The organism is Acidimicrobiia bacterium, from assembly GCA_035651955.1.
In the GTDB taxonomy this organism is placed as follows: Bacteria; Actinomycetota; Acidimicrobiia; order IMCC26256; family JAMXLJ01; genus JAMXLJ01.
In genome coordinates, this window is record DASRES010000008.1 from 87,420 (window position 1) to 109,866 (window position 22,447).

At 71.6% G+C, this 22,447-nt stretch carries 21 protein-coding genes; 13 read left to right on the top strand and 8 right to left on the bottom strand.

The window, feature by feature from the left end; translation table 11 throughout:
- Positions 1-111 precede the first annotated feature (111 nt).
- Positions 112-960, bottom strand: a complete 849-nt coding sequence (locus tag VFC33_02390) for a serine protease (GenBank protein HZR12077.1) — start codon at positions 958-960, stop codon at positions 112-114.
- A 183-nt stretch (positions 961-1,143) separates the two neighbouring features.
- On the opposite strand from VFC33_02390, the gene VFC33_02395 reads away from it, so the two are divergent.
- Positions 1,144-1,485 (top strand): sporulation protein, encoded by a 342-nt coding sequence (locus tag VFC33_02395; GenBank protein ID HZR12078.1) that lies wholly within the window; start codon positions 1,144-1,146, stop codon positions 1,483-1,485.
- On the top strand, positions 1,482-2,951 hold the full coding sequence (locus VFC33_02400; protein ID HZR12079.1) for an MFS transporter: 1,470 nt from the start codon (positions 1,482-1,484) through the stop codon (positions 2,949-2,951). Before VFC33_02395 ends, VFC33_02400 begins: the two co-directional genes overlap by 4 nt.
- Here VFC33_02400 and VFC33_02405 read toward each other — a convergent pair.
- Complete coding sequence (locus tag VFC33_02405) at positions 2,943-3,560, bottom strand: alpha-ketoglutarate-dependent dioxygenase AlkB (protein ID HZR12080.1); 618 nt, start codon at positions 3,558-3,560, stop codon at positions 2,943-2,945. The two genes, VFC33_02400 and VFC33_02405, sit on opposite strands and share 9 nt — an antisense overlap.
- A gap of 369 nt (positions 3,561-3,929) precedes the next feature.
- Between VFC33_02405 and VFC33_02410 the strand changes: the two genes are divergently transcribed.
- The 7 genes from VFC33_02410 (at position 3,930) to VFC33_02440 (ending at position 11,035) form a co-directional block, all read left to right on the top strand.
- A complete protein-coding gene (locus VFC33_02410; protein ID HZR12081.1) occupies positions 3,930-4,571 on the top strand; it encodes a hypothetical protein in 642 nt (213 codons plus the stop codon).
- A complete protein-coding gene (locus tag VFC33_02415; GenBank protein ID HZR12082.1) occupies positions 4,568-6,229 on the top strand; it encodes an efflux RND transporter periplasmic adaptor subunit in 1,662 nt (553 codons plus the stop codon). Before VFC33_02410 ends, VFC33_02415 begins: the two co-directional genes overlap by 4 nt.
- A complete protein-coding gene (locus tag VFC33_02420; protein HZR12083.1) occupies positions 6,222-6,956 on the top strand; it encodes an ABC transporter ATP-binding protein in 735 nt (244 codons plus the stop codon). Before VFC33_02415 ends, VFC33_02420 begins: the two co-directional genes overlap by 8 nt.
- Complete coding sequence (locus VFC33_02425; GenBank protein ID HZR12084.1) at positions 6,953-8,188, top strand: ABC transporter permease; 1,236 nt, start codon at positions 6,953-6,955, stop codon at positions 8,186-8,188. Before VFC33_02420 ends, VFC33_02425 begins: the two co-directional genes overlap by 4 nt.
- Positions 8,189-8,230: 42 nt before the next feature.
- Positions 8,231-8,914, top strand: a complete 684-nt coding sequence (locus VFC33_02430; GenBank protein HZR12085.1) for a hypothetical protein — start codon at positions 8,231-8,233, stop codon at positions 8,912-8,914.
- A gap of 169 nt (positions 8,915-9,083) precedes the next feature.
- The gene (locus VFC33_02435) at positions 9,084-9,800 is read left to right on the top strand and encodes a TetR/AcrR family transcriptional regulator (GenBank protein HZR12086.1); all 717 of its coding nucleotides are present in this window, start codon (positions 9,084-9,086) and stop codon (positions 9,798-9,800) included.
- Complete coding sequence (locus VFC33_02440; GenBank protein ID HZR12087.1) at positions 9,800-11,035, top strand: cytochrome P450; 1,236 nt, start codon at positions 9,800-9,802, stop codon at positions 11,033-11,035. The genes VFC33_02435 and VFC33_02440 overlap by 1 nt, the downstream gene beginning before the upstream one ends.
- On the opposite strand, the gene VFC33_02445 is transcribed toward VFC33_02440, so the two are convergent.
- Complete coding sequence (locus VFC33_02445) at positions 11,032-11,397, bottom strand: STAS domain-containing protein (GenBank protein ID HZR12088.1); 366 nt, start codon at positions 11,395-11,397, stop codon at positions 11,032-11,034. The two genes, VFC33_02440 and VFC33_02445, sit on opposite strands and share 4 nt — an antisense overlap.
- A gap of 125 nt (positions 11,398-11,522) precedes the next feature.
- Here VFC33_02445 and VFC33_02450 point away from each other — a divergent pair, with 125 nt between their 5' ends.
- Both VFC33_02450 and VFC33_02455 read left to right on the top strand, forming a co-directional pair.
- Positions 11,523-12,218 carry a TetR/AcrR family transcriptional regulator gene (locus VFC33_02450; GenBank protein HZR12089.1) on the top strand — a complete coding sequence of 232 codons (696 nt, stop codon included), beginning with the start codon at positions 11,523-11,525 and terminating at the stop codon, positions 12,216-12,218.
- Complete coding sequence (locus VFC33_02455; protein HZR12090.1) at positions 12,215-13,738, top strand: glycosyltransferase family 39 protein; 1,524 nt, start codon at positions 12,215-12,217, stop codon at positions 13,736-13,738. The genes VFC33_02450 and VFC33_02455 overlap by 4 nt, the downstream gene beginning before the upstream one ends.
- A gap of 659 nt (positions 13,739-14,397) precedes the next feature.
- On the opposite strand, the gene VFC33_02460 is transcribed toward VFC33_02455, so the two are convergent.
- The gene (locus VFC33_02460; GenBank protein ID HZR12091.1) at positions 14,398-14,808 is read right to left on the bottom strand and encodes a VOC family protein; all 411 of its coding nucleotides are present in this window, start codon (positions 14,806-14,808) and stop codon (positions 14,398-14,400) included.
- Between the two features lie 10 nt (positions 14,809-14,818).
- A complete protein-coding gene (locus tag VFC33_02465) occupies positions 14,819-15,385 on the bottom strand; it encodes a TIGR03086 family metal-binding protein (GenBank protein HZR12092.1) in 567 nt (188 codons plus the stop codon).
- A gap of 81 nt (positions 15,386-15,466) precedes the next feature.
- Between VFC33_02465 and VFC33_02470 the strand changes: the two genes are divergently transcribed.
- On the top strand, positions 15,467-17,551 hold the full coding sequence (locus tag VFC33_02470) for a DUF6351 family protein (GenBank protein ID HZR12093.1): 2,085 nt from the start codon (positions 15,467-15,469) through the stop codon (positions 17,549-17,551).
- A gap of 3 nt (positions 17,552-17,554) precedes the next feature.
- Here VFC33_02470 and VFC33_02475 read toward each other — a convergent pair whose 3' ends face one another.
- The 3 genes from VFC33_02475 to VFC33_02485 all read right to left on the bottom strand — a co-directional run bounded on the left by VFC33_02475 (position 17,555) and on the right by VFC33_02485 (position 20,568).
- On the bottom strand, positions 17,555-18,508 hold the full coding sequence (locus tag VFC33_02475; protein HZR12094.1) for an aldo/keto reductase: 954 nt from the start codon (positions 18,506-18,508) through the stop codon (positions 17,555-17,557).
- Positions 18,509-20,017: an AMP-binding protein gene (locus VFC33_02480; GenBank protein HZR12095.1), complete on the bottom strand. Its 1,509-nt coding sequence runs from the start codon at positions 20,015-20,017 to the stop codon at positions 18,509-18,511. It lies immediately after the preceding gene.
- A gap of 146 nt (positions 20,018-20,163) precedes the next feature.
- Positions 20,164-20,568 (bottom strand): HU family DNA-binding protein, encoded by a 405-nt coding sequence (locus tag VFC33_02485; GenBank protein ID HZR12096.1) that lies wholly within the window; start codon positions 20,566-20,568, stop codon positions 20,164-20,166.
- Between the two features lie 325 nt (positions 20,569-20,893).
- On the opposite strand from VFC33_02485, the gene VFC33_02490 reads away from it, so the two are divergent.
- Complete coding sequence (locus VFC33_02490) at positions 20,894-22,432, top strand: Rieske 2Fe-2S domain-containing protein (GenBank protein ID HZR12097.1); 1,539 nt, start codon at positions 20,894-20,896, stop codon at positions 22,430-22,432.
- Positions 22,433-22,447 lie beyond the last annotated feature (15 nt).

Genomic DNA, 22,447 nt, shown 5'->3' on the forward strand with positions numbered 1-22,447 from the left:
GGCGAGCGTCACGAGCCGGCTATCCCGCGCGAGGAGCGAGTGCGACCACGGGGTTGCCTGGCGCTGTGTGCGCCGAGAGCGGGGATATGACGTGCGCGTCACGTTCGGCCGCTAGCCCAGGGGGAGCTGGTTCCCGTTGAACGGCTGCGTACCGAGCGCGAGCTGCACCGCGGTGAACGACGTGTGCGTGTGCAGGTACTGCAGCTCGAGGTTCAGGTCGCCGACCCCGTTCGATCCCGCGAGCGGAGCGAGCTGCAACGTGCTCAGGATGCCGAGCGCGTTGCCGTGGGCGTCGAGGAACGCGCTGCCCGAGTCGCCGGGGATGCCGGGGGTCACGGTGAGCACGTCGTGGCTCCAGCCGTTGCCCGAGTCGCCGAGGCTCACGCCGGTCTTCGGGCTCAGCCGCGTGACGCCGCCGCGCAGCTCGGAGTTGCCGTACGAGTAGACGAGCTCGCCGACCGTCGTCCCGCTCGTCGCGATCCCGTCGGGTCCACCCCAGTGCGGGATGGTCGGGTTGACGTTCGCGACGTCGGACGGGTCGAGTTGCACGAGCGCGAGATCGTTGTACTGGCAGGTGTTCGCGTCCGTCTCGCCCTGAGCCTGCATCGTCAGCCACGAGCTGTAGACGAGCGTCCCCGGCTTCGACGCACCCGTCACGGTGACCGGTGTGCCGAGCGGCAGCGACGCCGACGTGCACCCGTTCGTCGCGGTGTTCCCGCCCGTCCCCGCGCAGTGCGCGGCCTGGCCGATGTAGACGTTCGACGAGTCGGAGAACACGAAGTTCGCGGTGCACTGCGCACCGTTGGTGAACGTCTGCACGCCCGGATGGATCGCCGCGGTCGCGGCCGGTGCCCATGCTGACGCGCCGACGGCGGGCGCGCTGGTGACCGCGGCCGTCGCGACGAGGGTCCCGCCGACGAGTGCGATCGCGGCGAGCGCCCGGGACAAGGTTCTGGACAAGACCCCCTCCTTCTCGTGGGACTCCGCCGAGCCGAGGCGGCCGCGTACCCCTCGCGCGCGCTCCGCAAACCGGCGAACGCGGACCGGTGCGCGGGCACCGGCACGGGCGCGGGCGCGGAATCAGGGGGAGGCTGGGGGAGTTCGTGTCGCGACGGCGCCGACACGGAGAGACGGAGGAACGCGATGGCAGCGGGCGGTGTGACGGGCGCGACCAGGAAGGTGCTGACGGCGCGACGGGTCTTCGGCGACCCGATCGAGCGCGACGGGGTCACGGTCATCCCCGCCGCGCGCCTGCGGGGGCGCGCGGGCGGCAAGCGGGCCGAGGGTCGCGGCGGCGGCGCGCGGCGGGCGGGCCTCAAGTTGAGCGCTCGTCCCGCAGGCGTGGTCGTGATCCGCGACGGGAACGTGTCGTGGCAGCCGGCGATCGACGTGAACCGCATCGTCGTGGGCGGGCAGGTCATCGCGTTGACGATCGGGGTGCTCGCCTTCTTCATGCGGCGTGAACGACGTCCGGGACGCCGGTGACGCCGGCCGCGACGGACCTGCCGCTGCGGCTCGCGACGCCCCGCGGGCGGTGGGTCGTCGCCGCGACCGTCCTCGGCTCGGGCGTCGCGTTCCTCGACAGCACCGTCGTCAACGTCGCGCTGCCCGCGATCGGGCACGGTCTGCACACGAACCTCGCCGGGTTGCAGTGGGTGCTCGACGGCTACCTGCTGACGCTCGGCTCCCTCATCGTCCTCGGCGGCTCGCTCGGCGACCTGCGCGGCCGCCGTCACGTGTACGTGTGGGGACTGCTCGGGTTCCTCGTCACCTCCGCGTCGTGCGCGGTCGCGCCGGACGTCGAGGTCCTGATCGTGTCGCGCGTCCTGCAGGGCATCGCGGCCGCGCTCCTCGTCCCGGGAAGCCTGGCGATCATCTCCTCGTCGTTCCATCCCGACGACCGCCCGCGCGCGATCGGCGCGTGGAGCGGGCTCGCCGGGGTGTGGACGGCGGTGGGCCCGTTCCTCGGCGGATGGCTCGTCGACGCGGTGTCGTGGCGGCTCGTGTTCCTCGTGAACCTGCCCGTCATCCTCGTGACGGTGTGGATCGTGCAACGACACGTCCCCGAGTCACGCGACACCGAGGCGAGCGGCCACGTCGACGTGGCGGGAGCCGCGACGCTCACGCTCGGTCTCGCCGGCGTCGTGTACGCGCTCATCGAGGGGCCCGCGAAGCAGTGGCCGCCCTTGTCGGTCGGTGCCGGCATCGGCGGTGTCGTCCTGCTCGCGGCGTTCCTGCTCGTCGAGCTGCGCGCACGCGAGCCGATGGTCCCGCTCGCGATGTTCCGGTCGTCGCAGTTCAGCGGCGCGAACGCGACGACGCTCGCCGTCTACGCCGCGTTGGGTGTCGCGACCTTCCTCGTCGTCGTGCACCTGCAGGTCGATCTCGGCTACAGCGCCCTGTACGCGGGCGCGTCACTGCTGCCGCTGACGATCCTGATGTTCCTGTTCTCCGCGCGGGCTGGCGCACTCGCGCAACGCATCGGTCCGCGCATCCCGATGACCGTCGGGCCGCTCGTCGTCGCGGTCGGGCTCGCGCTGCTCGGTGAGATCAGCGCGGGCGACTCGTATCTCACGGCCGTGCTCCCGGGTGTCGTCGTGTTGGGCATCGGCCTCACGATCACGGTCGCCCCGCTCACTGCGGCGGTGCTCGCCGCGGCTGAGGAGCGGCACGCGGGCATCGCGTCAGCCATCAACAACGCGGTCGCGCGCCTCGCGTCGTTGCTCGCGATCGCGGTCGTGCCCGCCGTCGCGGGCATGACGGGCACCGCGAAGGGCGCGTTCGCGAGCGGGTACCCGACCGCGTTGCGCATCGCGGCGCTCGTCGCCGCGGCCGGTGGCGTCATCGCGTTCGGGACGATCCGCCGGGGCGCGAGCGTCACGAGCGTCACGCACCCGGATGCGGCGCACGCATGCCAGCCGGCCGCGTGCCTCGAACACGCGTCAGGCTGACGAGGGGTCGCGGGACCAGCGCCACGAGAGCGAGATGCGGGGGCCCGCGCTCGCGACCTTCGGCACGCCGTGCTCCCAGTCCATCTGGCAGCGGCCGCCCATCACGACGAGATCACCGCGCGAAGGTGAGAAGTCGCGTGACCGGCCGCGCGGCGGCTCGTGACGGCGGACGAGGAACGGGCGGCGCGCGCCGAGCGTGACGATCGCGACGAGACCGTCGTCGAGACGGCGCAGCTCGCGGTCGCGGTGGAACGCGACGCTGTCGCGACCATCCCGGTAGTAGTTCACGCCGACGCCGCCGAACGGCACGCCGTAGCGCTCCTCGAGCGCGCGGCCGATGTCCGCGATCGCGGTGTCGGGCGGCGGCTCGTCGCGCGTGTAATGGCGCGACAGGCGCGGGTCGTCGACCATCCGCTCGTACATCCAGCGCCGGCCCTGCCGCCACTCGACGCGCGCGAGCAGCCGGTCGAGGAGCGTGTCGGCACCGAGGACGAACCCCCGCCCGACGTCGACCCACGAGTGCTCGTCCAGCGGGACGCGCTCGATGAGGGCGCCGCGGTCGACGCGCGGTTCGCCCAGATGGAGCAAGGACGGCTGGTGGACGGCCACGGTCGTTCCACGGTAGCGAACGGACGTTCGTGCGAGAAGCGGCGACGACGATGAGACGACCATGAGGGCACCCCGGTCGTGCGGTGCATCGCCACGAATGGCGGCCGGAGCGCCGAAGAGTTGGCTGAGAAGGACGCGTCGGGGGTCGGGTCGGCGATGCGGACGTCCGATGTGTCCGGCGAACCCCCGACACGAGGAGCTCGCCGTGATCGACCCCGTCGGAAGCGCGTCGACCGGCTGACGGGCGCGATCTGGCGGATATCAGGAAATCCTCATGCGTACTTCAGGTCGCCATCAGGTCGAGGGTGTCCAATGTGCCGCCGGAAACGGCACGTCCGGAGGCCGGGAGGCTCCGGCGAGAGGGAGCCAATGAGACGGACGACGGTGAACGAGGCACCGACGACGCGACACGGGCGCCGTGCCGCCGTGATCGTGACCGCGGTCGTGGGCGCGATCGCGCTCGCCGCGTGCGGCGGCGGTGGATCGTCGAAGACGAGCTCGTCGACGTCGACGACCACCGCGTCGTCGACGGGCCGCGGCCGCAACAATCCCGCGCTCGCCGCGTACCGGCAGTGCCTGCGTCAGCACGGCGTGACGTTCGGCGGCCGCGGGTTCGGTGGTGGCAACGGCGGCGGGGAAGGCGCCCCGAACGACGGATCGACCCCGCCGTCGTCGCGCGCGCCGTTGACACCGCAGCAGCGCCAGCAGCTCCAGGCCGCGCAGCAGGCGTGCCAGAGCAAGCTGCCGCCCCAGACGCAGCAGCAGCGTCAGCAGATGCAGGCCGCGCTGAACGCGTACCGCAGCTGCATGAAGGACCACGGCGTCACGATCCCGGACCAGGGCAACGGCAACGGGTTCGGCGGGCTGCGCGGGATCAACCGCAACGACCCGACGTTCCAGGCCGCGAACAAGGTGTGCGCGCCGCTCCTGCCGAACGGTGGCCGCTTCTTCGGCAACGGCGGCCGTGACAACGGCGGCACCAGCAGCACGACAGGTGGCTCTCAAGCGTGAGCGCGCTGGCTCGGCGTGAGGCCGTCGACGCGCGTGCGGACGAGTCCGCAGGGCTCTTCGACCGTCCGCAACGCCGTCGCGTCCAGTGGTACGACGTCGTGCTCGCGGCCGCGCTCGTCGCGGTCGTGGTGCTCGCCGCCACGTCGGTGGGTGCGTCGGGCTCGAGCGCACCGATCATCCGGACCGCAACGGTGCAGCGCGGCGTCGTGCAGTCGAGCGTGCAGGCGACCGGGAACGTCGTCCCCGCCGGCACGTACTCGGTCGGGTTCGCGACGAGCGGGACGGTCTCGGAGATCGACGTCTCGCCGGGCCAGCAGGTGACCAAGGGTCAGGTGCTCGCGAAGCTCGACGCGACCCAGGCGCAGCAGCAGCTCGCCGCGGCGCAACAGAACACGAACGCCGCGCAGGCGCGTCTGCAGGAGCTCGAGCAGGTGCTCACGCCCGCCGAGCAGAACCAGCTGAACCTCGCCGCGCAGCAGGCGCAGAGCGCGGTCGACACCGCGAGCCAGAACCTCGCCAACGCGCAGCAGAAGCTCGCGGCCGACCAGGCCGCGCACGCGCCCGCGAACCAGCTCGCGCAGGACCAGCAGGCCGTCGACCAGGCCCAGAACGCGCTCACGCAGGCGCAGAACCAGCAGCAGACGACGCTCGCGTCCAACGCGGTGAAGGCCGAGCCGCCGCAGCAGGCCGACGTCGCCGCGGACCAGGCGGCGATCATCTCGGCACAGGCGAGTCAGGCGAACGCGCAAAAGGCGCTCGACGATACGGTGCTCGTCGCGCCGTCGAACGGGGTCGTCACGGCGGTGAACGGCAGCGTCGGCCAGACGGTCGGCGGAGGCGGCAACAGCGCGGTGTCGTCGTCGAGCGCGTCGGGCTCCTCGGGCGCATCCGGTGCTTCGGGTGCGTCGGGCGGTAGCGGGGGCGCGGGCGGCGGGACGGGCGGCACCGGCGGGACGGGCGGCGGCACGACGGGCGCGACCGGCGCGACCGCTGCGGTCACGACCGGCTCCTCCGGCACCGGCACGTCGTCGAGCGCGTCCTCCGGCAGCTCGTCGTCGTCGAGCTCGTTCATCACGCTCGTCGACGTGTCGTCGCTCGACGTGAGCGTGGGCTTCTCGGAGTCGGACGCGACGAAGGTCCAGCCCGGTCAGCCGGCGACGGTCACGTTCGACGCGCTGCCGGGCACGACGGTGCCGGGTGTGGTGACGAGCGTCGCGACGACGTCGACCGTGGTGAGCAACGTCGTCACGTATCAGGTGAACGTGCAACTCACGCAGACGGCCGCCAACGTCAAGCCGGGCATGACCGCGTCGGTCACGGTGATCACCGGTGAGGCCGACAACGTGTTGCACGTGCCGAGCGCGGCCGTGCGCGGCAGCGGCGCCAACGCGACCGTCAGCGTGCTGATCGGCAAGAAGCAGGTGACGACGCCGGTCACGACGGGGATGGTCGGCGACACCGACACCGTCGTCCTCACGGGCCTCAAGGTGGGTGACCGTGTCGTCACGTCGGTGTCGGCACCCGGCGCGTCGGCGACGACGGGGTCGGGGACGAGCGGGTTGACGAACCGGCTCGGTGGTGGCGGGCTGGGCGGCGGCGGGCTCGGCGGCGTCGGGCGCGGCTTCGGTGGCGGTGGGTTCGGCGGTCGCGGTGGCTGACGTCGCGCGGCGGATGCCGCGCCCGGTCATCTCGATGCAGCACGTCTGGAAGACGTACGGGGTCGGCGAGGCGCGCGTCGACGCGCTCCGCGACGTGTCGCTGCGCGTCGACCGCGGCGAGTACGTCGCGATCATGGGTCCGTCGGGTTCGGGCAAGACGACGTTGATGAACATCGCCGCGTGCATGGACGCGGCGACGCGCGGGCGCTTCCTGCTCGACGGCTACGACGTCACCGAGCTCGACGAGGTCGATCTCGCGACGGTGCGGAACCGGATGATCGGGCTCGTGTTCCAGAGCTTCAACCTGCTGCCGCGCCTCGACGCGCTCGAGAACGTCGAGCTGCCGTTGGTCTACGCCGGCGTGCCGCGCCGGCAACGTCGCGCGCTGGCGATGAGCGCGCTGCAGTCCGTCGGGCTGGGCACGCGCGTGCGTCATCGCCCGAACGAGCTCTCCGGCGGCCAGCAACAGCGCGTCGCGATCGCGCGCGCGATCGTCGGCAACCCGCCGCTGCTGCTCGCCGACGAGCCGACCGGGAACCTCGCGACGTCGCAGGCCTCTGAGGTGCTCGACATTTTCGACGGCCTCAACGACGCGGGCCGGACCGTCGTCGTCATCACGCACGAGGCGAGTGTCGGCGACCACGCGAAGCGGATTGTGCGGTTCAGCGACGGACGGATCGTCGCGGACGAGCGACGGGCCGCGCGGCGTGTCGCCTTGACGTCGTGAAGATCACCGAGAACCTCCGCTTCGCGATCGCGGGCGTCGTCGCCAACCGCCTGCGCTCCGCGCTGACGATGCTCGGCATCCTCATCGGCGTCGGCGCGGTGATCCTCCTCGTCGCGGTCGGCACCGGCTCGTCGCACAACGTGCAGGAGCAGATCCAGAGCCTCGGCACGAACACGCTGACGGTGTTCCGGGGCGGGTTCGGCGCGGGCCGCGGGGGCCGGGCCTTCACCGGCACGCAGCCGCGCGCGAACCAGCTCACGCTGAAGGACGTCAAGGCGCTCCAGAGCAAGCAGAACACGCCCGACGTGAAGTCGGTCGCGCCGGTCGTCAACGCACAGGTGACCGCGACGTACCAGGGCGCGACGTACCAGCCGGGCCAGTTCGTCGGCACGACCCCGGTCTACGAGTCGATCCGGAACTACAAGATCCAGGCCGGCCGGTTCTTCGACAACACCGACGTCACCAGGCACGCGCGCGTGGTCGTCCTGGGCCAGACGGTCGTGACGAACCTGTTCGGTCAGGGCGCCGATCCCGTCGGGCTGAACGCGCAGTTCGGCGGAACGACGTTCCAGGTGATCGGCGTGCTGCAGTCGAAGGGGACGAACGGCCTGCAGGACGAGGACGACGTCGCGATGGCGCCGATCACCGCGGTGCAGGACGGCCTGACCGGCAACACGGGCAACGTGAACCAGATCGCGGTCGAGGCGACGTCGTCGAAGGCGATGGACGCGGCGCAGAGCGAGATCACGTCGACGCTGATGTCGACGCACCGCGTGACCGACCCGACGCAGCTCGGCTTCACCGTGCTGAACCAGGCATCGCTGCTGTCGACGTCGAACCAGACGAACCACGTGCTGACCGTGCTGCTCGGCGCGGTCGCGGCGATCTCGCTGCTCGTCGGCGGGATCGGCGTGATGAACATCATGCTCGTGAGCGTCACCGAGCGGACGCGCGAGATCGGCATCCGCAAGGCGGTCGGCGCGCGGCGCAGCGACATCATGCTGCAGTTCCTCGTCGAGGCGATGCTGCTGAGCGTGCTCGGCGGCGTCCTCGGTGTCGTTGCCGGCATCGTCGGTAGCAATTTCAAGATCGTCGGGGTGCAACCACTCGTCCAGGCCTACTCGGTCGCGCTGGCGTTCGGTGTGGCGCTCGCCGTCGGCCTCTTCTTCGGCATCTATCCCGCCAGTCGCGCGGCGCGCCTGCGCCCGATCGAAGCGCTGCGACACGAATGAGCGTCGAGCGCGACCAGACGGTGTGACACCAGGAGCACCAGCATGAGCAGCGAACCGGAGCACGAGCTCGAGATCACGCAGCCGGTGTGGACCGAGCTGCACGAGCCGGACGACGCCGACGCGCGGGACGTGAACGGCGGCGGGTCGGACGGCGGTCCCGACGACGACACGCCGATCGCGATCGCGCCGCGCCGCCGGCGCATCAGCATCGTGACGACGGTGCTCGCGTTCGCGGTCGTCGCGGGCGTCGCGTTCTACGCAGGCGTGCTCGTGCAGAAGCACCAGAAGTCGTCATCGAGCTCTACCTCGTCGGCGTTGAACGCGCTCGCCGCGCTGCGCGGCGGCGCGCGTACTGGGACGGGGGGCGCGGGTGGCACGGGTGCGGCCGGCGCCGGTGGAGCCGGCGCGGCGAACGGGCGTGGGGTCGTCGGCCAGGTGAAGCTCATCGACGGCTCGAACATCTACGTGACCGACTTCCAGGGCAACACGGTGAAGGTGGCGACGAACCCGGGGTCGCAGTTCTCGAAGACCGACGCCGGCTCGCTCGCCGACGTGAAGATCGGCGACACGGTCGTCGTCCAGGGCCCCCAGGGGAGTGACGGGACCTACCAGGCGACGCGCGTGACGATCGGCGGCGCGGCCGGCACCGGCGGCTTCGGCGGCTTCGGCGGCTTCGGCGGTGGCGGCCGGTTCGGCGGCGGGTCGGGCGCCGCGGCGGGCGGCTGAACCCGGCCTGACCTGCCACGAGGCCCCGGCCGGGGACCGCGCGCGCGGGCGCGTTGGCCCTGCCGTTGACTGCGTGGGATAATGACGTTCTCCACCGGGTACAACAACAGGGTCAGCGGACCGCGCCGGACGCCCGACCGCCGCACCCGACGACACGGCCGAGGCCGACATGACCGGGACCACGCCGAACGTGCCGACGACCGCCCCCGCGTGGCAGGAGCGCGCGCTCGAACGCTCGCTGGAGACCGCGCGGGCGCGCTCGGTCGCCCGCATGGAGCGCTTCGTGCAGGCGGCTCGTGACCTCGCGGACGAGTCGGGCAACGCCGCGTTCACGGTGCCGCAGGTCGCGGCGCGCTCGGGCCTCTCGCTGAAGACCTTCTACCGCTGCTTCCGCGGCAAGGACGACCTGCTGCTCGCCCTCCTCGAGGACGACACCCGCATCGGTGCGCAGCTCCTCGCGCAGGTCGTCGACGAGCACACCGATCCCACTGCGAGGCTGCGCGCGTACGTCGACGGCGTGTTCGCGATGGTCGCGCTGCCCGGCGCGGCCGGGTATGCGGGTGTGCTCGTGCGCGAGCACCGCCGTCTGGCGGAGCATCGTCCGGACGAGCTGCGCGGCGCGCTCGCACCGATGGTCGACCTGCTCGCCGACGAGATCGCGGCCGCGGTCGCGTCGGGTGTCGCGCGCAGCGCGGATCCCGCGCGCGACGCCGCGACGGTCTTCGGGTTGCTGCTCACCGCGATCCACGACGTGACGATCGGGCGGGCCGACGCGACCGAGACCGCCGCCTACCTCTGGCAGTTCTGGTGGAACGGGCTTCGCGCCGCACCCGGCGCGGGCCCACGACCTTCGAGTGACGGCTCGAGCGACGACAAGGAGTCGTGATGTCGGACCTGTACGACGACCCCACCATGTTCCTGTTCACGCCCGAGAACGCGAACGAGCCGCACGACGCGTACCGCAAGATGCGCGACGAGTGTCCCGTCGCGCGCGGAACCGGCTTCGACGGTGTTCCCGAGGTGACGATCTCGCGCTACGAGGACGTGTGGCACGCGTTGCGCCATCCCGAGCAGTTCTCGTCGGCGCCCGACGCGGTGTCGATCGGGCAGGAGCACGCGCTCATCCCGCTGCAGGTCGACCCGCCGGACCACTCCCGCTACCGCCGCCTGCTGGACCCGCAGTTCGGGCCGAAGCGCATGGCCGAGCTCGAGCCCGGCGTGCGCGAGTACGTCAACCGCCTGATCGACGGGTTCGCGTCGCGAGGCGAGTGTGACTTCCACGAGGAGTTCGCGACCCCGCTGCCGTCGACGGTGTTCCTGCTGCTGCTCGGTCTGCCCATCAGCGACCTGCCGTTGCTGCTGCAGTGGCGTGACAACACCGTGCGACCGGACGTCGACCCGAACGACTGGGACGCGGCGGTCGCGATTCGTGAGCAGACGGGCCGGGAGGTCAACGAGTACTTCGAGCGCGCGATCGCGCAACGGCGCGAGCACCCGGACGACGGGCTGCTGAGCCGGCTCGTGCACGCGGAGATGGAGGGCCGGCCGCTCACGCAGGAGGAGCTCCTCGGCATGTGCCACCTCCTGATGCTCGCCGGCCTCGACACGGTCACCGCGACGCTCGACTGCTTCATCGCGTACCTCGCGGAGCACCCCGAGCAGCGCCGCCGCCTCGTCGACGACCCGACGCTGTCATCGGGTGCGGTCGAGGAGCTGATCCGGTGGGAGACGCCGGTGCAGATGGTCGCCCGCGTCCTCAAGGAGGACACGACGCTCGGCGGTGTCGAGCTGAAGAAGGGTGACCGCGCCGCGATCGTGATCGGTGCCGCGAACTCCGACGAGGAGGCCTTCGGCGGTGCCGACGCGGTCGACTTCACGCGCCAGGCGAACCGTCATGTCGCGTTTGGTGCCGGTCCCCACCGTTGTCTCGGGTCGCACCTCGCGCGGCTCGAGCTGCGCGTCGCGCTCGAGGAGTTCCACCGCAGGATCCCGGAGTACCGGATCGCGCCCGACGCGCACCTCAAGTACTCGCCCGGCATCCGCCAGACCGAGAGCCTGCCGCTCGTGTTCGAGCCGGAGGCCGCGGCCGCGCGCGGCGAGGTGGTCGCGGGAACGGCCTAGCCGGCTTCGGTCTCGCCGTCGGCGTCGGGCTCGGCCGCCCGCCCCTCGACGAGACCGTCGAGCAGCGCGAACTCGAGCAGGCGGCGGAGGTGCGCGCGCGGCGAGCGCAGCACGAGGTCGAACGTGCCCTCGCGCGCGCGTCGTTGCCACTCGATGAACACGCCGATGCCGGTGCTGTCGCAGAACTCGAGCTCGGACAGGTCGATCACGATCTTGTGCTGACCGACCAGCGCGACCCGTTCGAGGCAGCCTCGCAGCGTGGGCGCGGTGTCGATGTCGAGCTCACCCGAGAGGCGGACGATCACCTGGTCGTCGAGCCAGACCGGTTCGGCCGCGAACGTCTCAACCGTCGGTTCCGTCACGTCTCCTCCTGTCCGGTGCGGTTCGCGTTCCCCTCGCGCGCCGGGCACAAACGCGTGCCGGTCGCCGACCGGACCCCCGTCGGCGGATCTTGAAATAACCGAATCGGCTGTTCTAGTATCCGGGGGTGCCGAGGACGCGTGCACCGGGCCGGTTGGCCGACGTCGCGGACGCCGCGCTGCGCGTGTTCGCCCGCAACGGGTTCCGGGACGCGCAGATGGTCGACGTCGCACGGGAGGCGGGCATCGCGCTCGGGACGCTGTACGGGTACGTCGCGTCGAAGGAGGCGCTCTTCGCGCTCGTCGTCGACCGGACGTTCGCGGAGATCGACGCCGACGCCGACCTGCCGCTCCCGACGCCCGACCGCGACGAGCTGCTCGCGCGCGTCGCGAAGCGGATGGACGTCGCGGCAGGCCTCCCCGTCCTGAGCTCGGCCGCGAAGCGCCGGTCGACACGCGACGCGCGCGCGGAGCTCGTGGCGGTGCTCGACGAGCTGTGGGACGTCACGGTGCGGACGCGGCTCGCGGCGGACATGCTGGAGCGCTCCGCGCGCGACTGGCCGGAGCTCAGCCGCGTCTTCTACGAGGGCGTGCGGCGCGAGATCCTGCGCATGCTCGCCCGCTACGTGGAGCGGCGCGCGGCGTCGGGAGCGTTCCGGCGCGTCGACGATCCCGCGATCGCCGCGCGTCTGGTCGTCGAGACCGTGACATGGTTCGCGCGCCACCGGCTCGGTGATCCCGACTCCGCCGATGTCGACGACGCTCGCGCGCGTCGCACGGTGCTCGCGATGCTCGCCGCGTCGTTGCTGAGCGAGGGGTCGTGACCGCGGTCGCCGCACCGGAGCGCACGGTCGCGGGCGACGACACGCGTGGACTGGCGCGCATCGCGTGGCGGATCGTGCTGCCGATCGCGGTCGGGAAGATCGTGTTCCAGTTCGCGACGTCGGCCCTCTACGGGGCGCACCGCGACGAGTTCTACTACCTCGCCGGCGGCCACCATCTCGCCTGGGGGTACGTCGACCACCCGCCGCTCGTCCCGTGGATCTACCGGCTCGGCGAGACCGTGTTCGGCCATTCGATCCCGGCGCTGCACGTCTTCCCGGCGCTGATCGGCGGAGCGGTCGTCGTGCTCGGCGCGCTCCTCGCACGCGAGCTCGGTGGCCGGCGGCGCGCGCAGGTCCTCGCGGCGACCGTCGCGGCGTTCGGCCCGCTCTACGGCACGACGAGCCACTTCCTCAGCACCGTCACCCTCGACATCGTGTTCTGGGCGCTCGCGTCGCTGTTCGTCGTGCGGATCGTGCGCACCGGCGACGTCCGGTGGTGGCTCGCGGTCGGCGTCGTGTGCGGTGCCGGGCTGCTGAACAAGCACACGATGGCGTTCTGGATCATGGGCGCCGTCGTCGGCCTGCTCGCGACACCGCAGCGCCGGCTCCTCGCGAACCGGTGGGCGGGGGCGGCCGTCGCGATCGCGCTCGTGATGTTCCTGCCGAACGTCGTGTGGCAGGCGACTCATCACTGGGCGACGCTCGAGTTCCTCCGCAACCTGCGACGGAACAACGCGGGGAGCGATCTCCCGCAGTTCCTGCCGCTCCAGCTCGGCATGGTGTCGCTCGCGGGCACGCTCGTGTGGCTCGCCGCGCTACGCCGCGCGTGGTCCGACCGCGCGTTCGCGCAGTGGCGTTGGCTCGCGGTCGGCTACGTCGTGCTGCTCGTCGTGCTGTTCGCCGCGGCGGGCAAGGCGTACTACCTCGGCTCCTGGTATCTGCCGCTCGTCGCGGCGGGCGCGGTCGTGATCGAGCGGCGGTGGACGGAGCGAGCGTGGCGCGTGATGACGGGCGCGGTCGTGGTCACGGGGCTCGTCACGTTGCCCCTGTTCACACCGCTGCTTCCCGTCCGGACGGTGACCGCGCTCGGCATCGACAACGTCAACAAGGACATCGGCGGCATGCTCGGCTGGCACGACGTCGTCGACCAGATCGCGGCGCGCTTCCACGCGCTGCCGCGCCCCGAGCAGGCGCACGCCACGATCCTCACCGAGGACTACAGCGAGGCGGGCGCCGTCGACTTCTGGCACTCGTCGGCGCGGCTCCCGGAAGCGATCAGCGGTCACAACTCGTACTGGTGGTGGGGCTACGGTCGGGCGGGCGACGGTCCCGTGCTCGCCGTCGGCGTCGACCGCAGCGTGCTGTCGCGGTACTGGGGGAGCGTCGTGCAGGTCGGCACGCTGCAGAGCACCGACGCGCGACCGATCGATCCGCAGGAGCGCGGTGTGGCGATGTACGTCTGTCGCGACCAGCGCGTGCCGTGGTCCGTGATCTGGCCGCGCCTCCGCCACTACGACTGAACGTGAGTTGCGCGTGGTGGGCTCAGCGTCGAAGAGAGCGGCAGCTGTCAGTCAGCCTTCAGGTTGAGATCGGTTCACGGTGCGGGCGCCCCACGCGACCCGCGCGATGTCTGCGGCCGCCGCGCGGGCGGCGAGGGCAGCCGCAACGTTCGCTTCGGCGCGTACCCGCTGTTCGGCGACGTCCGCGTACAACGACGCGAAGTCCTCGGGTGTTCGGAGCATGAGGCCCGCTTCCTGGCAGTCGGAAGTCGTCGGCCTCAGCGGCGCACACTGACCGTTGCTCCATTCGGAAGAGCAGCGAGGGTCCTAGCAGCGCCCGAGAGTCACCAAAGTCGGCGAGTGCTCGCGACCGTACCCAGCTCCGAAGGCGTGCAAGCGCGGACCTCGGTCCGGCGAGTGTCACGAAGGCTGGTTGCGCCCTCGCACGGCCGGGCAGGAGAGTCGCACCATGAGCGACCGCATGTACCGCTCGGCTTGGGACCGCGCCGAGTACGTGCGCGAGACGTGTGCGAACGCCGCGCGGCTGCGAGCGCAGGCGTTCGAGAGGCGTGTTCAGACGACGGAGACGCTTCGTGCCGTCCGTGCCGCGTTCGCGCGTGGCGCACCGGCAGTCGACAGTCTCCAGGCCGTGTACGAGCGCATGTTCGACGCGCCGTCCGCTACGCGCGCTCCATGCACTGGACGTCGAAGTAGATGGGGAGCAGGTACTTGACGTAGAACGCGTGGACGGTCAGGTCGCCGATGACGAGGTCCTCGTACTCCTTGATCTGCACGCGGTCGTCCTTCTCCCGGTACCGCTTGCACTGCTCGAGGAGGCGGTCGACCTCGTCGCGGGTGGCCTGCAGCAGGCCGAGGTGGTCGTAGCCGGGCGACGACATCGGCTTGCCGCTCTCGGCGAGCAGGATGAACTGGCCGTCGTCGACGTGGAGGTAGTGCGCGCGCTGGCCGACGACGTCGACGTCCGAGCCGCGCCAGCCGAAGATCGACTCGTAGAACGCATCGACGTCGGCGCGCATCGTGTCGTCGAGGGTGCCGCGAGCGAACGTCAGCTCCATGTGGTTGAACCGCATCCCACCTCCCTCAACGCCGGCGGCCGACGAGGGCCAGCAGCTTGGTCTGGAGATCGCTGTCGTCGGGGACCGGGAGCGCCTCCCCGAACAGGCCGCTCGCGCGCAGCATCTGCTCCTGCGGCTTCATCGTGTCCCACGCCCACTGCACGAGCTCCGGATCGAGCGTGTCGTCGGCGCCGATGCCGCGGGCGAGGTCCCAGGCGTGCAGCAGATGGTCCGCAGTGAGCTGACCGAGGTACACGGCCGACGACTCGTCGCCGTACGAGAGATGGACCGTCCCGTCGAGCGCGCCGGGTGCGCGGAACGCGGACAGCGCGGCCGCGCGCGCATCCGTCCACGCGCGGCGAGGGTCGTCGCCGAGCTGGTCACCGTCGTAGCGCGTCCCGACCTGCTCGATCGTCTCGCCTCGAACGAGGTGCGGGGCCCAGCGGTCCTCGTACACGATGTGGTTGACGAGCGCGCGGACGTTCCACTCGTTGCACGGCGTCGGCGCGGACCACTCGTCGTCGCGCACCGCGTCGACGCGCTTCCCGAACTCGCCCGCCGCGCGCTCCTGCAGCTCCAGCAGGTCGGTCACGAGCGCGAGGGTACGACGGCAGCGGGCGGCACGAAACCGGGATGCCGGGACCTCGCGTCCAGGGCGTGAAAGCATGCCGCAATGCGCCTCCACTCCCCACACGGCCGCGCCCTCGCGCTCCTCGCCGGACTCGTCCTCGCCGCGGCGGCGTGCAGCGGCGGCAGCAAGCACTCGTCCGCTTCGTCGCGTACCACGACGGCCGGGCACATCGGGCTGACCGACGCGTCCAGCCGGCCGGACATGGTCACCGGCGTCGACACGCTCGTCCGCGTGGACGGCGTCGGGAACGACCCGAACGTCCACTTCGAGCTCGACGGCAAGCCGGCCGCGACGAGCGACCAACGACGCGACGGTACGACGGTGCTCGCGCTCGTCGGCGGGATGACGCCCGGCGCGCACACGATCACCGCGGTCGCGGGCTCGCGTCGCGCGACGCTCGACGTGCACGACTACCCGATCACCGGCCCGGTGTTCTCGGGTCCGCACCTTCCCCTCCTCGTCTGCACGACGCAGCAGCTCGGGCTCGGCGCGCCCACCGACGCCGACTGCGGCGCGCCCCCGAAGACGACGTGGGAGTACCGCTCGACCAACGGCAGCTTCCTCCCGCTCACGGTGCCGGGGCCGCGCCCCGCCGATCTCGCGACGACGACCGTCGACGGCAAGCGGGTCGACGAGATCGTGCGCGTAGAGGAGGGAACCATCAACCGGGCCGTCTACTGGGTCTCGATCCTGGACCCCGGCGCGCTCAGCGGGTCGAACGCGCCGAAGACGTTCGACGACCGTGGTTGGAACCACCGGCTCGTCTACGAGTTCGGCGGCGGCTGCGGCACGAGCTACGCGCAGGGCAGCGCGCTCGGCACGCCGACCGTCGACGCCGGCCTCCTCGGTGCCGGCTACGCGATCGCGACCGCGACGTTCAACACGTTCCAGGTGCAGTGCAACGACGTGCTGTCCGCGGAGACCGCGATGATGGTCAAGGAGCAGGTGGCCAAGCGCTACGGGCCGCCGCGCTTCACGATCGGCACCGGCGGCTCGGGCGGCGCGATCCAGCAGTTGCTGATCTCGCAGGACTACCCGGGGATCCTCGACGCGATCTCGCCGATCCTCCCGTTCCCGGACGCGATCAGCATCGCCGGCGGCGTGTCGGACTGCGGCCTCCTGCAGCGCTACTTCCGTAGCAACGCGGGCAAGGGCTTCAGCTCGGCGCAGCAGGCCGCCGTCGAGGGGCACCGGACGACGGGGACGTGCGCGCTGTGGGTGTCGTCGTTCCTGTCGAACATCGACCCGACCGTCGGCTGCGACTCGCGCATCCCGCGTTCGCAGATCTACGACGCGAAGACGAATCCCACGGGACTGCGCTGCACGTTGCAGGACGCGAACCGCAACCAGACGGGCATCGACCCGCAGACCGGCTTCGCGTACCGCCCGCTCGACAACGTCGGCGTGCAGTACGGGTTGCAGGCCCTGCGCGATCACGTCATCACCGTCGACCAGTTCCTGCAGCTCAACGAGAGCGTCGGCGGCTACGACATCGACGGCAATCCCGTCGCGCCGCGCGAGGTGGCCCCGGTGGCCGCGGTGCAGCGCGCCTACCGCGACGGACGCATCCTCGAGGGTGGCGCGGTGCGGAGCATCCCCGTCGTCGCGACGAACGTCTACACGGACGACAAGGGTGACATTCACGACCGGTTCCGCATCTTCGAGATCCGGGCCCGGCTCGGCAGCGACGACGCGAACGAGGTGACGTGGACCGTCCCGCCCGGCTCCACGATCGGCGGGTCGGCGACGGGCGCGACGGTCGGCGCGGTGCAATTCGTCACGTTGCTCGACCAGTGGCTCACGACGGGGAAGCGCCCGGCGGCCGCGGTGGACACCTGCATCCTCCCGGACGGCAAGAAGCTCACCGGGCCGGGCGTGAACGAGCACGACGCCGCGTGCACGCAGGCCTACCCGTCGTTCGGCGACTCGCGCACCGCGGCCGGCGCGCCGACGCGTGACGACATCGTCAAGTGCGCGCTGAAGCCCGTCGACATGCACGACTACGGCGACGTGACGTTCGACGCCGCGCAGCAGGCTCGCCTCGCCCGCATCTTCCCGAGCGGGGTGTGCGACTGGACCAAGCCGAGCGTCGGCTACGAGACGCCGCAGGCCTGGGTGCGCTACTGAGCGCTACGCGTTGCGACGCCCCGGTGTGACGATCGCGTCGAGCGCGGCGAGATCCTCCGCGCTCGGCTGCCAGTCGCCCGCGGCGACGTTGGCGCGGACCTGCTCCGCGCGTGTCGCGCCGGCGATCACGGAGCCGACGGCCGGCAGCGCGGCGAGCGCACCGATCGCGACGGTCAGCATCGTGACGCCCCGCTCGCGCGCGTAGATCTCGAGGGCCTCGAGCGTGTCGAAGGCCCGGTCGGTGAGCGCGCGCGGGTTCGCGGCCAGGCGGGTGCCCTCGGGCGGCTCCTCGCCACGCTTGTACTTCCCCGTCAGCAGGCCGCTGGACAGCGGGAAGTAGGGGAGGATGCCGACGCGGTAGTGCCGGCAGGCGGGGACGAGCTCGCGCTCGACGGTCCGATCGAGGAGGCTGTACGAGTTCTGGGCCGACACGAAGCGGGTGAAGCCGTTGCGGCGCGCCACCGCGTCGGCGTCCGCGACCTGCCAACCCGCGAAGTTCGACGACCCGACGTAGCGGACCTTGCCCTCGAGGACGAGCTCGTGCAGCGCGCCGAGCGTCTCCTCGACGGGCGTCAGACCGTCGGGAGCGTGGTACTGGTACAGGTCGATCCAGTCCGTCTGCAGCCGTTCGAGCGACGCCTCGACCGCGCGGCGGATGTAGCGGCGCGACCCGCGCGCACCCCAGTCGGGACCGTTCGCGCCGCCCATGTCCATGCCGAACTTCGTCGCGAGCACCACGTCGTCGCGGCGCCCCTTCAGGACCTCGCCGAGCATCGTCTCGCTGCCGCCGCGGCCTCCATAGACGTCCGCGGTGTCGATCAGCGTGATCCCGGCGTCGAGGGCGGCGTCGACCACCTCGCGCGTGCGTTCGAGGTCGACGCGCATCCCGAAGTTGTTCGCGCCGAGCCCGACCACGGACACGACGAGACCCGAGTCCCCCAGCGGCCGGTATCGCATCTACGTGCTCTCCCTCGTTCGGTACTCGTCGCGCAGGCGGCGGCGGTACACCTTGCCGGTGTCGCTGCGGGGCAGCGTCGTGACGAAGTCGATCGAGCGCGGGCATTTGTAGTGCGCGAGGCGGTCGCGGCAGAACGCGATCAGCTCGTCCGCGAGCGCGTCGCTCGCCGTCACGCCGGGCCGCAGCTCGACGACCGCCTTCACCTCCTCGCCCCACTCGGGGTTCGGGACGCCGATCGTCGCGGCGTCACCGACGGCCGGGTGCTCGAGGAGCACGGCGTCGACCTCCGCGGGGTAGACGTTCACGCCGCCGCTGATGATGAGATCCGCGCTGCGGTCGGTCAGGTAGAGGAAGCCGTCGGCGTCGAAGTAGCCGAGGTCCCCGACCGTGAAGTAGTCGCCCCGGTACGTCTGCTTCGTCTTCTCGGGGTCGCCGTGGTACTCGAAGCGTCCGACGGTCGCGGCCTTGAGCCACACGACGCCGACCTCACCGGCGGGGAGCGGGTTGCCCTCGTCGTCGCCGACGACGACCTGGTCGGCGGGCCACGGACGACCGACGGTGCCCGGATGCTGCAACCACGTCGCGGCGTCGACGAACGTTCCCAGCCCCTCGGTCGCCGAGTAGTACTCGCTGACGATCGGGCCGAACCACTCGATGATCCGGCGCTTCACCGAGACGGGACACGGTGCCGCGCCGTGCCACACCGAGCGCAGCGACGACACGTCCGCCGCGCGGCGCACGTCGTCCGGCAGCGCGAGGAGCTGGTGGAACATGGTCGGGACCATGTGGGTGTGCGTGACACGGTGCTCCTCGACGAGCTCGAGCGCGCGACGCGCGTCCCACCCGTCCATCACGACGATCGGCACGCCCGCGACGAGCGGGATGGTCAGCGAGAACAGCATCGGAGCGGCGTGGTACATCGGCCCGGTGCACAGGTGCGCGTCGCCCGCGCGGTACCCGTGCATCCGGATCGCGAGGGTCGGGTCGGCGCGCAGCCCGTCCGGCCGGAACACTCCCTTGGGCCGCCCGGTCGTCCCCGACGTGTAGAGCATCGTCGTGCCGAGCGTCGCGTCCTCGAGATCGCGGCCGTCCTCGGCGTCCATCACGTCGTCGGCGTCCTCGAAGCCTGCGATGGAACCCGCGACCGCGATCCGGACCACGTCGCCGTCGGCAACGGCGTCGCGCGCGACGTCCGCGAAGCGCGCGTCAGCGACGAGTGCACGCGCGTCGCAGTCCCGGACGATGTACGCGGCCTCGGGCCCGGTCAGGTGCCAGTTGACGGGCGTGAGGCGGAGGCCCGAGCGCTGGGCCGCGACGAACGCGACGACGAACTCGGGACGGTTCGCGCACAGCAGCGCGACCGAGTCGCCGGCGCGCAGGCCGCGCCGGCGCAGCGCGCGGGCGAGCCGGTTCGCGCGCGCGTTCAGCTCGCCGTACGTGAGCGTGCCGTGTGGGGAGACGACGGCAACGCGCCACGGGTCCGCGCCCGCATGGAACGCGACGGCCATGCCGCGGCGGGCCGCGTCGTCCAGTCCCTCGGGGATCGGCTCACGCTCCGGCACGCAGGGGAACGTATCCCGCCGGGGCCCGGACGCGAAGATGCGGCACTGACGAACGCATTGCGTACGTCAGTGCCGCATCTTCGCGGGTTTGGTCAGCGGCGCTTCGCGGTCTTCTTCGCCGTCGTCTTCTTCGCGGTCGCCTTGCGGGCGGGTGCCTTCCTCGCCGCGGTCTTCTTCGCGGCAGTCTTCTTCGCGGGCGACTTGCGACCGCTCGCACGCTTGCCCGTCATCACCGAGTCCTTGAAGGCCTTGAGCGGGGTGATCCGGGCCTTGCGGGACGCGGCGATCTTGATCGCCTCGCCGGTCTGCGGGTTGCGGCCCATGCGGGCCTTGCGGTCGACGCGGGCGAACTTCGCGAAGCCGGAGATGGCGACGGGCTCGCCCGTCGACACCGTCTCGGTGATGATGTCGACGAGGGACGACAGCATCTCGTCCGCTGTGCGACGGTCGGTGTCGGCACGCTCCGCGAGCGCGAGCACCAGCTCCCTACGGTTCATCAAGACCTCCCAGCTCGGGATCCCAGGGTCGATCGGCCAGGCCGTTCGGAATGGGCCGTTCGGAATGCTCCGCCCACTGTGCCCGCCGTGGTTGTTCCGCGGCGCACCGTACCCGCCGAACGCACGAGAGGCGCGGTTTTCCTGAGCGGCGAGCGTCCGCGGGCCGGGTATCCCGGCCCGCAGCGAGCGCGACCATCGGCCTGAGCGGCGAGCGTCCGCGGGCCGGGTATCCCGGCCCGCAGCGAGCGCGACCATCGGCCTGAGCGGCGAGCGTCTGCGGGGCCGGTATCCGGGGCTGCGGTGGGAGCGACCGTAGGCTTGCCGGATGCGCGTCACGTTCCTCGGCCACGCCGGTCTCTTCGTCGAGACGCGTGGCGGCTCGGTTCTGTGCGACCCGTGGTTCACGCCCGCGTACTTCGGGTCGTGGTTCCCGTTCCCGCGCAACGACGGGCTCGATCCGGCGCCGTTCACCTCGCCCGACTACCTCTACGTCTCGCACCTGCACCGCGACCACTTCGATCCCGACTTCCTCGCGCGCCACGTCGACAAGCGCGCGCGTGTGCTGCTCCCGGCGTTCCGGGTGCCGTTCCTCGAGGACGCCCTGCGGGAGCTCGGGTTCACGGAGTTCGTGCGCACGCGCCACGCGCGTCGGGTCGACCTCGGCGGGCTGCAGGTGACGGTGTTCGCGATGACGGCGCCCGCGGACGGTCCGCTCGGGGACTCCGCGATCGTCCTCGCCGACGAGACCGCGCGGGTCCTCAACCAGAACGACGCACGTCCGGGCGACCCGGGCGAGATCGAGGCCGCGGGCCCGTTCGACGCGCACTTCCTGCAGTTCTCGGGCGCGAGCTGGTACCCGGTCGTCTACGACTTCCCGCCTGCGGAGCGTGCGCGCCTCGCGACCGAGAAGCGCGCGAACGGTCTCGACCGTGCGGAGCGCTACGTCGCGATGATGCGCGCGCGTCACGTCTTCCCGAGCGCGGGACCCCCGTGCTTCCTCGACGACGAGCTGTGGGAGCTGAACGACTTCGACCGCGCCGACGACAACATCTTCCCGGACCAGACGGTGTGGCTGGAGCGGCTGCAACGGCGCGATGTCCCTGCTCACCTCGTCGTTCCCGGGACCGCCGTCGAGCTCGCGCACGGTGAGGTGACGGTGCGTCAGCCCGTCCCCGAGGACGAGCTGATCGAGCCGTTCACCGACAAGCGCGCCTATCTCGAGCAGTACCGCGCGGACTGGAAGAGCTGGCTCACGGCGGAGCGCGAGTCGTGGTCGCGCGGTCGGCGCGACGTCGTCGCCGACCTCCGGGCGTGGTTCGAGCCGCTGCTCGTCGACGCGCCCCTGACGCGCTCGGGCATCGGCGGCAACGTCCTGCTGCATCTCGGCGACGTCGGTGTCGTCGTCGACTTCGTGCGCGGCGAGGTGCGCGAGTGGGACGGCGAGGACGTCGTCTACCGGCTCGACGTCGACCGCGCCCTCGTCGAGGCCTGCATCGAGCGGCACCTCGACGACTGGGTGAACTCGCTGCTCCTGTCGTGCCGGTTCCGCGCGCACCGCAACGGGCCGTTCAACGAGTACGTGCACACGTTCTTCAAGTCGCTCTCACCCGCGCGCATGGCATATGTCGAGCGCGCGTACCACGACCGGCTGCGACAGGACGAGACGTTCGTGTCCGGCGGTTGGCGCCTGCAGCGCCGCTGCCCGCACCGCCAGGCCGATCTCACACGCTTCGGCACGATCGAGGGCGGGGTCCTGCACTGCTCGGTGCACGACTGGGAGTGGGACCTCGAGACGGGTCGATGCCTCACGAGCGAAGGGCACGCGCTGCGGTGCGAACGAGTCTCCCCCGAGCCGCCCGCGTGACCGCACGGCGCTGAC

What these genes read in the sequence shown, in the direction of transcription:
- VFC33_02395 (HZR12078.1), top strand. Translation starts at nt 1,144, where the DNA reads ATGGCAGCGGGCGGTGTGACGGGCGCGACCAGGAAGGTGCTGACGGCG.
- VFC33_02410 (HZR12081.1), top strand. Translation starts at nt 3,930, where the DNA reads ATGAGACGGACGACGGTGAACGAGGCACCGACGACGCGACACGGGCGC.
- VFC33_02430 (HZR12085.1), top strand. Translation starts at nt 8,231, where the DNA reads ATGAGCAGCGAACCGGAGCACGAGCTCGAGATCACGCAGCCGGTGTGG.
- VFC33_02435 (HZR12086.1), top strand. Translation starts at nt 9,084, where the DNA reads ATGACCGGGACCACGCCGAACGTGCCGACGACCGCCCCCGCGTGGCAG.
- VFC33_02440 (HZR12087.1), top strand. Translation starts at nt 9,800, where the DNA reads ATGTCGGACCTGTACGACGACCCCACCATGTTCCTGTTCACGCCCGAG.
- VFC33_02460 (HZR12091.1), bottom strand. Translation starts at nt 14,808, where the DNA reads ATGCGGTTCAACCACATGGAGCTGACGTTCGCTCGCGGCACCCTCGAC.
- VFC33_02470 (HZR12093.1), top strand. Translation starts at nt 15,467, where the DNA reads ATGCGCCTCCACTCCCCACACGGCCGCGCCCTCGCGCTCCTCGCCGGA.
- VFC33_02475 (HZR12094.1), bottom strand. Translation starts at nt 18,508, where the DNA reads ATGCGATACCGGCCGCTGGGGGACTCGGGTCTCGTCGTGTCCGTGGTC.
- VFC33_02480 (HZR12095.1), bottom strand. Translation starts at nt 20,017, where the DNA reads ATGGCCGTCGCGTTCCATGCGGGCGCGGACCCGTGGCGCGTTGCCGTC.
- VFC33_02485 (HZR12096.1), bottom strand. Translation starts at nt 20,568, where the DNA reads ATGAACCGTAGGGAGCTGGTGCTCGCGCTCGCGGAGCGTGCCGACACC.
- VFC33_02490 (HZR12097.1), top strand. Translation starts at nt 20,894, where the DNA reads ATGCGCGTCACGTTCCTCGGCCACGCCGGTCTCTTCGTCGAGACGCGT.